Annotated in this window: 12 protein-coding genes; 3 read left to right on the plus strand and 9 right to left on the minus strand. The window is 66.5% G+C overall.

From position 1 onward, the window contains the following. Positions 1–4: 4 nt before the first annotated feature. Complete coding sequence (locus tag HWX08_RS22215) at positions 5–937, plus strand: family 2A encapsulin nanocompartment shell protein (protein WP_006479760.1); 933 nt, start codon at positions 5–7, stop codon at positions 935–937. Next, the gene (locus HWX08_RS22220) at positions 912–2,912 is read left to right on the plus strand and encodes a family 2A encapsulin nanocompartment cargo protein cysteine desulfurase (RefSeq protein ID WP_175807079.1); all 2,001 of its coding nucleotides are present in this window, start codon (positions 912–914) and stop codon (positions 2,910–2,912) included. Before HWX08_RS22215 ends, HWX08_RS22220 begins: the two co-directional genes overlap by 26 nt. 57 nt (positions 2,913–2,969) lie before the next feature. Here the strand turns inward: HWX08_RS22220 and HWX08_RS22225 are convergent, their stop codons facing one another. The 9 genes from HWX08_RS22225 to HWX08_RS22270 all read right to left on the minus strand — a co-directional run bounded on the left by HWX08_RS22225 (position 2,970) and on the right by HWX08_RS22270 (position 12,107). Next, entirely contained in the window at positions 2,970–3,863 is an 894-nt protein-coding gene (locus HWX08_RS22225; RefSeq protein ID WP_174923108.1) for an amino acid kinase family protein, read from the minus strand. Positions 3,864–3,911: 48 nt separating this feature from the next. Continuing rightward, positions 3,912–4,433: a PTS sugar transporter subunit IIA gene (locus HWX08_RS22230; RefSeq protein ID WP_174923110.1), complete on the minus strand. Its 522-nt coding sequence runs from the start codon at positions 4,431–4,433 to the stop codon at positions 3,912–3,914. A gap of 417 nt (positions 4,434–4,850) precedes the next feature. Beyond that, positions 4,851–5,222 (minus strand): DUF6697 family protein, encoded by a 372-nt coding sequence (locus HWX08_RS22240; protein ID WP_174923112.1) that lies wholly within the window; start codon positions 5,220–5,222, stop codon positions 4,851–4,853. Between the two features lie 426 nt (positions 5,223–5,648). Next, positions 5,649–6,941 (minus strand): hypothetical protein, encoded by a 1,293-nt coding sequence (locus tag HWX08_RS22245; protein WP_174923113.1) that lies wholly within the window; start codon positions 6,939–6,941, stop codon positions 5,649–5,651. Positions 6,942–6,987: 46 nt separating this feature from the next. Beyond that, on the minus strand, positions 6,988–7,518 hold the full coding sequence (locus tag HWX08_RS22250) for a LysE family translocator (RefSeq protein ID WP_174923115.1): 531 nt from the start codon (positions 7,516–7,518) through the stop codon (positions 6,988–6,990). A gap of 130 nt (positions 7,519–7,648) precedes the next feature. Then, on the minus strand, positions 7,649–8,464 hold the full coding sequence (locus HWX08_RS22255; protein WP_174923117.1) for a protein kinase family protein: 816 nt from the start codon (positions 8,462–8,464) through the stop codon (positions 7,649–7,651). Between the two features lie 272 nt (positions 8,465–8,736). Then, positions 8,737–10,377, minus strand: coding sequence for a chaperonin GroEL (groL, locus tag HWX08_RS22260; protein ID WP_069259159.1), 1,641 nt, complete (start codon positions 10,375–10,377; stop codon positions 8,737–8,739). 12 nt (positions 10,378–10,389) lie between these two features. Further along, positions 10,390–10,680, minus strand: a complete 291-nt coding sequence (locus HWX08_RS22265; protein WP_069259160.1) for a co-chaperone GroES — start codon at positions 10,678–10,680, stop codon at positions 10,390–10,392. A 143-nt stretch (positions 10,681–10,823) separates the two neighbouring features. After that, on the minus strand, positions 10,824–12,107 hold the full coding sequence (locus HWX08_RS22270; RefSeq protein ID WP_069259161.1) for an alpha/beta fold hydrolase: 1,284 nt from the start codon (positions 12,105–12,107) through the stop codon (positions 10,824–10,826). Between the two features lie 388 nt (positions 12,108–12,495). Here HWX08_RS22270 and HWX08_RS22275 point away from each other — a divergent pair, with 388 nt between their 5' ends. Beyond that, a complete protein-coding gene (locus HWX08_RS22275) occupies positions 12,496–13,176 on the plus strand; it encodes a class II aldolase/adducin family protein (RefSeq protein ID WP_059686364.1) in 681 nt (226 codons plus the stop codon). Positions 13,177–13,219 lie beyond the last annotated feature (43 nt).

The raw sequence follows: 13,219 nt of genomic DNA on the forward strand, positions 1-13,219 counted from the left end.
CCACATGTCGACCGTTGCAAGCGGCACGGCCGCGCTGAGCGATCACGCCGCCCGCCAACTAGCGAACGCTACCAAGACCGTCCCCCAGCTTTCCACGATCACGCCGCGCTGGCTGACCCATCTGCTGCAATGGGTGCCGGTCGAGGCCGGTATCTATCGGCTGAACCAGGTGAAGAACCCGGAAGCCGTGCGCGCCGCGTGCACGCAGCTCGAGGACGAAAGCGTGCTGCCGCAGACCTTCGTGCCGTACGAGGAACAGCCGCGCGAGTATTTCCTGAACGCGGTGAGCACGGTGCTCGACGTGCATACGCGGATCTCCGATCTCTACAGCAGTCCTCACGACCAGATCAAGGAACAGCTGCGCCTGACGATCGAGACGATCAAGGAGCTGCAGGAAAGCCAGCTGATCAACAACCCCGACTACGGGCTGCTGGCCAACGTGACCGACGAACAGCGGATCTTCCCGCTGACAGGCGCGCCGACGCCGGACGATCTCGACGAACTGCTGACGAAGGTATGGAAGGAGCCGGCGTTCTTCCTCACGCACCCGCTCGCGATCGCCGCGTTCGGCCGCGAATGCACGCGGCGCGGCGTGCCCCCGCCGACGGTCAGCCTGTTCGGCTCGCAGTTCCTCACGTGGCGCGGCATTCCGCTGATCCCGTCGGACAAGGTGCCGGTCGCGGACGGCAAGACCAAGATCCTGCTGCTGCGCGTCGGCGACAAGCGTCAGGGTGTCGTCGGCCTGTATCAGCCGGGCGTCGCGGGCGAGCAGGGCCCGGGCCTGTCGGTGCGCTTCATGGGGATCAACAACCAGGCGATCGCGTCGTACCTGATCTCGCTGTATTGCTCGCTCGCGGTCCATTCGCCGGATGCGCTGGCTGTCCTCGATGACGTCGAAATCGCCAAGTTCCATGACTATCCCGACACCTACCGTTAATCCCGGCCTCGCCGGCGGCGACGCGCACGCGCTGCCGCACGCGCCGTTGCCGGCCGGTTTGCCCGACCCGGCGACGCTCGCGCGGCTCGCGTCCGAGTTCTTCGCGACGCCGCCCGGGCAGGCTACCGCGCCCGGGGTGTCGGCAGGCAGCGGCGCGGCAGGCGGCGTGCCGTCGGCGTTGCCGGCCGCCGCGCCGATCCTCGCGTCGGTGAGCAACCCGGTACCGGGCGGCTCGCCGCTCGCGGGGCCGGGCGGCGCGGGCACCGGCGTGCCCGGTCTCGCGCTGCCGCAAGGGAAAGTGCCCGGCGCGAACCTCGCGCCGTCCGCGCCGACGCACGTGCTGTCGCTCGGCAACCGCGCCCCCGCGCTCGCGCCGCATGCGGCCGCGCAGAACGGGCTGCCCGACAACGTCGTGTCGATCGCGCCGGCGCTCGAACCGCGTGTCGGCGGCGCCGCGCTCGGCGTGCCGCACGTGAATGCGCCGGCGCCGGAAAGCGCGGCGAAGGCGTCGCCGTACTACTTCACCGACGGTTCGCTGCAGGGCTGGCAGGCCACGCCGCAGGACATCGTCGTGCCGTCGAGCGGCCTTGCGTCGCCGGAAGCGTTCGGATTGCCGGGCGACGATGCGTTGCGCGAGCTGCTCGCCGTGCATCGCGACGCGCCGGTGTCGCGAGCGGGGGGCGCCGACGTGCCGCGCTACTTCATCGACGATGCGCATGCAGCCGAGCCGCAAGGCCAGTTGCATCGTGGCGCGCACCCGCCGTTCGACGTGAACGCGATCCGCCGCGATTTCCCGATCCTGCAGGAGCGCGTGAACGGCAAGCCGCTCGTGTGGTTCGACAATGCGGCGACCACGCACAAGCCGCAGGCCGTGATCGACAGGCTCGCGTATTTCTATGCGCACGAGAACTCGAACATCCACCGTGCCGCGCATGCGTTGGCCGGCCGCGCGACGGATGCTTACGAGCACGCGCGGGAAACGGTGCAGCGCTTCATCGGCGCGTCGTCGCCCGACGAAATCGTATTCGTGCGCGGCACGACCGAGGCGATCAACCTGATCGCGAAAACGTGGGGCGTGCAGAACGTCGGCGAAGGCGACGAGATCGTCGTGTCGCATCTCGAGCATCACGCGAACATCGTGCCGTGGCAGCAGCTTGCCGCGCAGAAGGGCGCGACGCTGCGCGTGATCCCGGTCGACGATTCGGGGCAGGTGCTGCTCGACGAATACCGGAAGCTGCTCAACGACCGCACGAAGATCGTGTCCGTCACGCAGGTGTCGAACGCGCTCGGCACGGTCGTGCCGGTGAAGGAGATCGTCGAGCTTGCGCATCGTGCCGGCGCGAAGGCGCTCGTCGACGGCGCGCAGTCGATCTCGCACATGCGCGTGGACGTGCAGGCGCTCGACGCGGATTTCTTCGTGTTTTCCGGGCACAAGATCTACGGGCCGACCGGGATCGGCGTCGTGTACGGCAAGCGCGCGATCCTCGACGACATGCCGCCGTGGCAGGGTGGCGGCAACATGATCGCGGACGTGACGTTCGAGCGCACGGTGTTCCAGCCGCCGCCGAACCGGTTCGAAGCCGGCACCGGCAACATCGCGGATGCGGTGGGGCTTGGTGCGGCGCTCGACTACGTGAGCCGGGTCGGTATCGAGAACATCGCGCGCTACGAGCACGACCTGCTCGCCTATGCAACGAGCGTGCTCGCGCCGGTGCCGGGCGTGCGGCTCGTCGGCACCGCGCGCGACAAGGCGAGCGTGCTGTCGTTCGTGCTGAAGGGCTATGAAACCGAGGAGGTCGGGCAGGCGCTGAACGAAGAGGGCATCGCGGTGCGCTCGGGGCATCACTGCGCGCAGCCGATCCTGAGGCGTTTCGGGCTCGAAGCCACCGTGCGGCCGTCGCTCGCGTTCTACAACACGTGCGACGAAGTCGATGCGCTGGTGCGCGTCGTGCAGCGGCTGGCGACGCGACGTTGACGGCATGCGCTTGCGGCGGCCCGTGCGGGTCGCCGCAAGCGCCTTGTCACCGCACGATCAGAACCGCACGACCTGCTTCTGCTCAACGCTGAACCCGTCGCGCAGCACGCTCGCCGAATCCGCGAAATAGCGCCGGGTTTCCGCGAGCAGATCGGTGTTGCCGCGACGGCAGAACACGACCCCCGATCCTTCCTCCGTGAGCAGTTCGTCGATCAGCGATTCGGGTTGCGCGCTATCGGCGAGATGGACGTTCTGTACGCCGTGCGCGAGCGCATCGAGCGCTTCCCGCACGCAAGGCGCTGCAGCGGCGGCCGGATGCTCGGCCAGCCATTGTTCGAGTTCCGTGATGCCGTAGAGCCCGGCGAGCGCGTCGAGTTCGCGCAGCAGCGCGCCGTCGACCATCATTACCAGTGTCACCGCGCCCGTACGCTGTGCGAAGAGGCTGCCCACGCGTTCGGCGCGCAGCAGGTGATCATGGCCCGCGTCGTCGGGCGCGACCGGCATCACGACGGGCACCAGTCCGTTCTCGACGAACGCGTTCAGCGCGGCGCCGTCGAAGCGGGCGACCTCGCGCGTATCGAGCCGGTCGGAATCCGTGCTTGCAACCAGCAGGCCGCCGTCGTGACCGTCGATGCCGATCGCCTTGGCGCCGTGACTGCCGATCAAGCGCACCAGTTCATGATTGATGCCGGCCATCGCCGCGTGAACGGCGTGGATCGATTGCGTATCGGATGCGGCCGGTACGCGCTGGACGACGATCGGGCGAACCCCGGTGAGCGCGAGCAGCGCGACGTCCTGCGCGAAGGCCGCGCGGGCGTGCGCCTCGCTCGCCGCACCGCCTTCGACGATGACGACGGTCTGCCCGTGCAGGGCCTGCATGAACGGTAGCGAGCGCGCCAGTCCGGCGGCGCGACGCGATGTAAGGGTGGAACTTTCAGGGTCTGGGAACATGGGCGTTCGAATGGATGAGGGGAGCGCTTGTCGCCGCACGACGCGGCGTTATTGCACGTGTTGCATGAGCCGGTGAATCGCGTCGGGTGTCGGCGCATCGCGCGACGCCTGCCGGAACGCGCGATCGCTGAAGCATCGCGCCGCGTCGGCGAGCAGTTCGAGGTGTGCGCGATCGTCGGCTTTCGGCAGCGCCAGCACGACGAATTCGCGCACGGGCTTGCGGTCGGGCGCATTGAACGCGAACGGGTACAGCGCGCGCACGAACAGCGCGACGGCCGAACCGAGCCCGTCGACACGCGCATGCGGAATCGCGACGCCCTGGCCGAGTGCGGTCGAGCCGAGTTGTTCGCGCTTCGTCAGTTCGGTCCTGATCCGTTCCGCAGACACACCGCTGCCGCGCTCGATATGTCGCGCGGCGAGGTCGAACAACTGGATCGCGCTTTCGACCGGTACGTCGAGCAGGATGTGGTCCGGCGGGCAGGCGTCGGCCAGCCGGGTCGCGAACGGTGCGCCGCAACGTCGGTAGGGAAGGTCGGGTTGGCCGCCGGCGGCGGCCTGCTGCGTTTGCATGCGGATCTCTCCGTGTCGGGATGACACGGAAATCCTAGACAAGTGCGTGTAAAGACGGTGTCAGATACGCAGGGGGGCGGCATTAAAAATGTGTATCGATCGCGGCGCGGTTCGCGCGACGCGCCCGGTATGCAAGCCTTCAGGTACCCGACAGCACGAACGGCAGCGTCGTCAGCAGGAACACCGAAATGCCGACGACGGGCGCGCCGAACGCGATCGCCGCGAACGCCACCGCGGCGCTGGTCAGCACGAGCGTTCTCGACACCCGTCGATGCCGGTCGTGTGCAGCCGCCCTGTCATCGCGGATGGCATCGGTCCGCGCACCGATCACGTGTTTCCAGAACGTCAGGCCAAGCATGATGGCTCCTGTATGAAAGATGGCCGGAACGGGGCACGCGAGGCGCCCCGCATGGCGTATCAGCAACGCTTGAGCTTGAGCACGCGCGAGATCTGACCGGGCGTGAAGCTGCTGTTGCTCACATAAGGCGCGCAGTCGAGCGGTGCGGTGAGCGATTCGCTGACGACGTACTGGCCAACGAAGCGGTACGCGTCCGTGGCCATGCGGATGAACACCGGAATCGCATCGCGTTGCGCGGCGAGCGTCCTGCCGGCCGCTCTCGCGGACGCGCTGCCGTCGCAGAGGATCACGTCGGGCGCGTGCGGGTTGAGGTCCGTGCGCAGGCAGGCGGCCACGACCTTGCCGTTCTTCGTCGGCAAGAATGCCTGCTTGCTGCCGCCGCACGCGGTGTGGATGAATTCGCGGGTGTACTGCTTGTCGATCTCGAACATGGTCGGGCTCCGGTGTCGGAAATTTCCGTTGGTTAAATCAGGTATGCGAAGTAATGAGGCTGGATCGAAATGCGGACTGCGAGGCATGCCAATCGATCGTGGCCGGGGAGGCGGATCGATGGCGCGTCGTGCCAAGGGAATTTCCGCGCGGATACGCTTGGCCCGTGCGATGCGCGATCAACGCATCGACGTCGTGTTCAAGCGTGCACGGGAAGAACTACGGCGCGCACCGTCCGCCTGCTGGCAGGACGGTGGCTCGGGAAAAGAGAGACGCAGGCGTCCTGCCGGTCAGGCAGAAAAGCAACTCGGGGGGCGAGGACTTCGGATGCGCATGGGCGTACTCGGTGAGGGATCGATTGCGAACACATTCTAGTGAACGCGTGCGCGGGCGCAAGTAAAAAGGTCGTAAAGGTTATGCGGCCCGTGCTACGTGCACTGCCAGAGATGCGCGCTGGTGCGGCACGGCGCGCACCAGAACGTGTAGTTTGCGCCGCCGCTGCCCCACAGCCATTCGCCGCCGTCCGTTTGCGGAAGGTCGGAGTCGAGCTGCATGACGAATGACATCCTGCGGCCGCAATCCGGACAGTCGGGATACCACGCCGACTGTACCCACGACGGCGCGCCGCCGACGCGGCTCAGGTTCTGCCGGCTGTTCGACATGCCCCATTCCTGCCGCGTCCAGCGTGCCGGTGCCGCAAAAAGTGCAACGTCTGCCTCCACGAGCGGGGCCGCCGGACAGTCCGGCTGGATCGCGATGTCGCGTTGCTGGGACGGGTGCGCACAGGCGTTGCCGGCGTCGTCGTGCCGGTGGAACATCGGACCGTCGCTCTCCCAGCCGCCGCACGACAGGCAGGTGTCGAACGACACGGGCGTCGTGCTGTCGATGCCGGCTGCAGCGGGTTGCGGCAGTGCCAGCAATCGATGCAGCGGTTCGTGACACAGGCCGCATCGATGCGACGACACGCCGCCGAAGCGTGCACCCAATCGATGCGAATCGCCGGCGTGCCAGGTTGGGTGATGCGCAAGAATCTCGCGGTTCCATTTCGGCTGGGCGCGGAGTATCGATGCACCCAGCGTCGGGCCGAAATCGATATGCAGCGGCGCTTCGCCGTGCAAGGCGCGCAACGCGTCGTGTTCCTGAACGTAGCCGGCGGACATGAGCCAGTTGGCGCGCTTCTCGGGATCGTCCGGAAACAACCAGGCTGCCGCGTCGCGAACGGTTTCGGGGTGTCGCGAATGGAGTAGCGCGACGGCGCGTGCATGCGCTGCATCGCTGCCGGAAGGTGCGTTCGCAAGCCGGCCGCGCCATGCCTCGACCGTCGCCGGATCGAGCATCCGCCACGCGTTTTCCTCGTAGTACACGCGCGGCGACTGCTTCGTAGCGGCAATGTCGAGGAACGCGTCCCAGTGACCGGAAAACACCTGCGGCGTCTGCATCACCACGCTCGACAACACGTTCGCGAGCCGCTCGTTCCATGCGCCGTTGCGGACGTCTTGCCACGCTTTGGCGGCGACTTTCGCGAGAGCGGTGTCGTCCATCAGGTCGAGCGCGGCGTCGAGGAACGTCGCGTGCGGCAATACGCGATCGAACGATGCGATCACGAGGTCGGCGAGCGCAGCCGGATTGTCGCGTCGCAGTGCCAGCATCTGCGACATCGGATCGTTGCCGATCCAGCGGAGGCGTTCGTAGTCGTCGAGAATGGTTTGTACGGTCGGCATGGCGGGGAGCGGTGTAGGTTCGACGAGTGAGCGGAAGCCGGCTGGATCAGCGTCCGGCGAGCATTCGCCCGCCGACACCCATCAGCAGCAGGCCGGCCGTCGTATCGAGCACGGCCTTGCGTCGAACCAGCAGTCCGCGCACCGACGGGTGCGAGGCGCGCAGTGCCATCGTGCAATACCACGCGGCCGAGATCGCGACCGATTTCGGATTCGTCATGCTGACGACGTAGCCCTTCTTCGCGGCGTGCCGGTCGGACGCGGCAGCCGGCGCGGCAACGGGAAGCGGCGTGCGCGCGGTCACGATCATTTTCAGGCCGAGCCAGATCAGGTAGGCCGCGCCCGCCAGCCGCAGCGCCGTGTGGACCCACGCGACATGCGTGACGAGTAGGCTGAGCCCGGCGATCGCGATTGCCGCCCAGGTGCCGGACGCGGCGGCCAGGCCCAGGCCGGTCATCACGCCGGCGCGGCGCGATGCGACCGCGGTCGACGTGACGATCACGAAGTTCGGGCCGGGGCTGGCGACGCTCAGTAAAAGGACGCCGGCAAGCGGCAGCAAGGTGGTAAGGTTGGGCGACATGGCGTGGAAGGGCGGCACGGGCATTCATCTTACCGCGAGGGCGCCGCCGTCGATTCTGGTGCGGGAAAACGCATTCGAAAGATATCCACACAGCTAGAGTCGAGTGGGTAGGCTGGATCGGACGCGTTCGCTAAATACCGAGGATTTCGTCGATGGACTGCTGTGCTTTTTGCCTCAGGCCCGTCGTATCGTGACCGAGGATGGACGCTGTTCTGATTTGCAGTTGGACGTATCGATCACCGTCGACCCTTGTCTCTTTCGGCTGGTTTGGCCATTTGACGGACAGATAGCAGCCGAATTCGTCATCTTCCGGGCGCACGAAACGGACAATCGATCCGTCAAGCAAGTTAACGAGTTCGTCGTCGAATCCTTCTCGATGAAACTGTGGAAGTTCAGCGAGAAGGGGGATCAGTATCCTGGAGGATCTGCGCAATGGTGTGTATCGAGTCGCATTGTGTTCCGCTTCGATTTCGGCGGCCCCGGAACGTCGAACCAGTCGAGTCGGCAATAGGAGCAGCCAAAGCAACGCCCCGAGAATCAGCGTGATGATTTTCCAGAGATTCCTCGGAACAGACCATTTTTCTCGATACGTAAAGTTCCGCCCGATGGCATCCGAGATGATGTTTGTTCCCCAGGATGCGGTGACGAACGGAATGATCCAGAGGAAAAAATTGGCTGAACTGGTGAAAGCCTTTACCTGCTCGGGAGACATTCGATACCGGGCCGCGATGTTGGAGGCGGTCGTCGCTTCGGCGATTGGTAACCAGTGAACCTGAATCTGGTATGCGGTCACGCCGGCCTCGGCAATCAGAAAGGATCCGCACAGGATCGCACCAGTCTTGCTGATGTCGTCCGTCGTGAGGAAGAGCATCAGCACGATGAAGGCCGCCATTGCAAGTGCGATCAGATTCGTGGACACGGCGGCGTTCAGGAAGTTGAGCATCATATTTGTGCCCTAAAAGCTAATCTTTCGGCACGGATGCTTGAATCTTTAGGGTGAACGCCTTCGCGGCTGTCTGGGGATCGTACCGGGTGAAATGGCAATTCGGTCGGGCGGCGTAATTCAAGTGGGTTCGCGGTAGCGACGCGATACCGGAAATTCCAATCAGATATCGCTGCGCTGGCTAGAAGAATGCAGCGTGTGATGAAAAATCATCACGCGCTGCAACTATGCAAGAGCCGTTCGCCTCGTGGACGATCCGTCGTCTTTCGATACCATCAGAAATCGAACCCCGGCCCGCCCGCACCCGGGCCGCCCGGCGCCGCCGCCGGTGCCGCATCCTTCGGCGCTTCGAACACGGTCGCATCGGTCGTCAGCAGCAGCCCGGCGACCGACGCCGCGTTCTGCAACGCCGTGCGCGTGACCTTGGTCGGATCGAGCACGCCCGATTCGACGAGGTCGCCGTATTCGCCGGTCTGCGCGTTGTACCCGAAGTTGCCCGAGCCTTCGGCCACCTTCGCGACGACGACGCTCGCTTCCTCGCCCGCGTTCGTGACGATCTGGCGCAGCGGTTCCTCGAGCGCGCGCAGCACGATCTTGATGCCCGCGTTCTGGTCGGGATTCACGCCCTGCAGATCGCGGATCGCCTGCCGCACGCGGATCAGCGCGACGCCGCCACCCGGCACGATGCCTTCCTCGACGGCCGCGCGCGTCGCGTGCAGCGCGTCGTCCACGCGGTCCTTCTTCTCCTTCACTTCGATTTCGGTGGCCCCGCCGACCTTGATCACCGCGACGCCGCCCGCGAGCTTCGCGACGCGCTCCTGCAGCTTTTCACGGTCGTAGTCCGACGTCGCTTCGTCGATCTGCACGCGGATCTGCTTCACGCGCGCTTCGATGTTCTTCGCATCGCCCGCGCCGTCGATCACGGTCGTGTTTTCCTTGCCGACCTCGATGCGCTTCGCCTGGCCGAGCTCGGCGAGCGTCGCCTTCTCGAGCGTGAGGCCCGTTTCCTCGGCGATCACCTGCCCGCCGGTGAGGATCGCGATGTCCTCGAGCAGCGCCTTGCGGCGGTCGCCGAAGCCCGGCGCCTTCACGGCCACGGTCTTCAGGATCCCGCGGATGTTGTTCACGACGAGCGTCGCGAGTGCCTCGCCTTCGACGTCTTCGGCGATGATCAGCAGCGGCCGGCCCGACTTCGCGACCTGTTCGAGCACCGGCAGCAGGTCGCGGATGTTCGAGATCTTCTTGTCGTGCAGCAGGATGTACGGGCTTTCGATCTCGGCGATCTGCTTGTCGGGATTGTTGATGAAGTACGGCGACAGATAGCCGCGATCGAACTGCAGCCCCTCGACGACATCGAGTTCGTCAGCCAGCGACTTGCCGTCCTCGACGGTGATCACGCCTTCCTTGCCGACGCGGTCGATCGCTTCCGCGATGCGCTGGCCGATCGATTCCTCGCCGTTCGCGGAGATCGTCGCGACCTGCGCGATTTCCTTGCTCGTGGTGGTTGGCCGGCTGATCTTCTTCAGCTCGTCGACGGCCGCGGCGACGGCCTTGTCGATGCCGCGCTTCAGGTCGAGCGGGTTGAGCCCGGCCGCCACGTATTTCTGGCCTTCGCGGACGATCGCCTGCGCGAGCACGGTGGCCGTCGTGGTGCCGTCGCCGGCGGCGTCGCTGGTGCGCGACGCGACTTCCTTCACGAGCTGCGCGCCGATGTTCTGCAGCTTGTCCGCGAGTTCGATTTCCTTCGCGACCGACACGCCGTCCTTCGTGACGACCGGCGCGCCGAAGCTGCGTTCGAGCACGACGTTGCGGCCCTTCGGCCCGAGCGTGACCTTCACCGCGTTCGCGAGAATGTTCACGCCTTCGGTCAGCCGCGCCCGTGCGACGTCGCTGAAAATGATTTCCTTCGCTGCCATGATTGCGCTCCGTTAATGATTGACGACCGCGACGATGTCTTCCTCGCGCAGTACGAGAAACTCGTTGCCGTCCACCTTGACGGCTTGCCCCGCGTACTTGCCGAACAGCACGCGTTCGCCGACCTGAAGGTCGGGCACGATGCGCTGGCCGTCCGCGTCCTTGCGGCCGGGGCCGACGGCGATCACTTCGCCCTGGTCGGGCTTTTCGGCGGCGCTGTCGGGAATCACGATCCCCGACGCGGTGGTGGTTTCCTGGTCGAGTCGCTTCACGATCACGCGGTCGTGCAAGGGTCGTAGGCTCATGGATTCGTCCTGTGCTGATCTGTCGAAATGGGCTGGCACTCTTTAGCAGAGAGTGCTGACGAGTATAAAAATGCGCGGCGGCGCGATCCAATAACGGATTCCGAAATGCATTCGCGCCGTCGTGCAAAAGCGCGTCGCCTCCGCTATTGCGACACGGCTTGCTGGGCGGCGGGCGTGCAGACCGGGCGGATCGTCTCACCGGCAAGCACACGCTTCACGAACGGAATCGAATCGGCGAGCGACGCGTTCACGGTGCCGTTGTGTTCTCGGCCCGCATACAGGTGCGCGTCGACCGTCGTGCCGGCCGCGCACGCATCCTTCGCGAGCGCGAGTTCAAGCGGCGCGAGCCCGTCGTCCGCGCCTGCGCCGATGAAGACGGGCGTCGCGATCTTCAGCGTCGGGTATTTCAGGTACTCGTCCCACCAAGCCTTCAGCCGTGCATCGCCGCCGGGCTTCACGGTGTTCGCGTGCGTGAGGTGCGCGAGCGCCGCGTCGTCCTCGAGCGATGCGAGACAACTGATGCGCGACTGTTCGAGGATCGGCAATGCCTGCTCGGTCAGCACTTCGTCCGCGCGCAGCGACGGGTCGATCTGCTGCGCGGAGAGCACCGAGTAGAACTGGTACGCGAGCGTCGGATCGACCCGATCGGGATCGCGCCGGTACGCGCTTTCGAACTTCGGCAGCGACGCGAGCGTGGCGGGCGACGCGTTGTAGATCGTCCCGGTGGCGACGGTCGCACGGATCGCGAGTTCGGGCGCATAGGCGGGCGCGTAGCCGGCCGCCGCGAACACGGCCGAGCCGCCTTGCGACTGGCCGACGAGCACGACCTCGTTCGCGAGGCCCGGCACGCCGCCGAGCACCGCGCGCACGCTGTCGAGGAGCGTGTAGCTGTTCGAGCGGTTGTTGAGCTGCGGATTCGGGCCGGGCGTGCCGAGCCCCTGATAGTCGGTCGCGACGACCGCGAACCCTTGCTGAAGCCACGCGTTCAGGTAGCGCACGTCGCGATACGAGCGGCCGAACCACGACGGCGCGCAGATGTCGGCCATCCCGAACGTGCCGTGCGCCCACGCGACGATCGGCCAGCCGCCCGCCGGCGGCGTGCCGCGCGGCACGAACAGCGCACCCGACACGGCGATCGGCGTGCGGCCGCCGACGCCGTCGGTCGATGCATAGAGGATGCGCAGCTGGCGCCCGGCGCTCGCGAGCCCGAGCGTCGCCGGAAGCGGCTCGGTGCGCAGCAGCACGCCGGGCGTCGCCGGAATGTCGCGGTCCCACGTGTAGAACGCGGACACGCGACCGTCTCCCTGTAACGGATCGGGTGCGGGCACGCGGCCCGGCGACGCCGCATGCGAGAGGAAAGACGAGACGGCGAGCGCCGAAGCCAGCAGCGTGCGCGCGGCATGGCCGCGCAAGGGGAGAAGCGTCATGGTCGGAGGGATGTCGGTGAAGTCGGATCGGACGTGCCGGACAGTGCGTGGCGCGGGCCGACCACGATGCAAGTTTCGAACCAGCGCGTGCGTTGCAACGGCGGCGTGCGGTGTGACGGGCTGTCGCGTGGTGCGTCGGACCGTGCGCGCATGGACCGGCTGCGTGTCACGCAGCAATCCGGGCCGGCGGGCTGTTGCTCCCGCAACAGAAGCGCACGCGTGGATCGTACGGCGCGCATCGTGCGTGGTGCACGCGCACCGTGGCGCGGGCCTTCGACGCATGCCTGCCCGGCTGGCACGATTGCTGCTGATCCGGTGGCCGTGCGTCGCGGTGTGACGACATCGCGATGCGAGCCCATCCGTTCATTCGATCAAGGAAACCGTCCTCATGTCCGTCACCTCAACCATCGACAGCGGCGAACTCGTGGCATTCGTCGAGCGCGCCACGCGCGAATTCACGCAGGCCGAACGCGTACTGAAGGACACGCGCACGCTGTCCGCGACCAATACGTTCCAGGCGTTCCAGCGTGTGCCGGGCACGGAACTCGTCGTCGCGCTGTCGGCGCCGAGCCCGTGGGCCGCGTCGCAGGAGATCCAGCCCGTCGTCGTGACGTTCGACGGCGACGTGCTGCACGGCGACGCGCGCGCGGGCGGCAACGGGCCGCGCTATGCGGACGTGTTCCGCGAAGCGCCGGAAGTCGGCGTCGTGATCCACGTGCATGGCCCGTACCTCGGTGCCTGGGCGAGCGCGCATCGCCCGCTGCCGATCCGCTATGCGCCGGCCGCGCGCTACACGCGCGCACGCGAGATTCCGGTGTATGTCGATCGCCGTCCCGGCGAGCCGCGCTTCATCGTCGACACGATCCGGCGCGACCCCGAGGTACCGGCGATCATCGAGGCGAACGGCGGCGCGACCTTCTGGGGAAAATCAATCCTCGACGTTTCGAAGTACATCCTGATCCTCGAGGAAGCCGCGTATTTCCAGGCGCTCGCCGAACCGCTCGGCGGCTCGCTCGAATTCGGTCCGGGCGCGCTCGAGCAGCAATGGAAGATGACCGGCCTCGCGTGACGCCGCGCGGCGGCCCGCGCAATCCGGCCGCCGTCATACCGAT

This window comes from Burkholderia metallica, assembly GCF_902832845.1.
GTDB lineage: Bacteria > Pseudomonadota > Gammaproteobacteria > Burkholderiales > Burkholderiaceae > Burkholderia > Burkholderia metallica.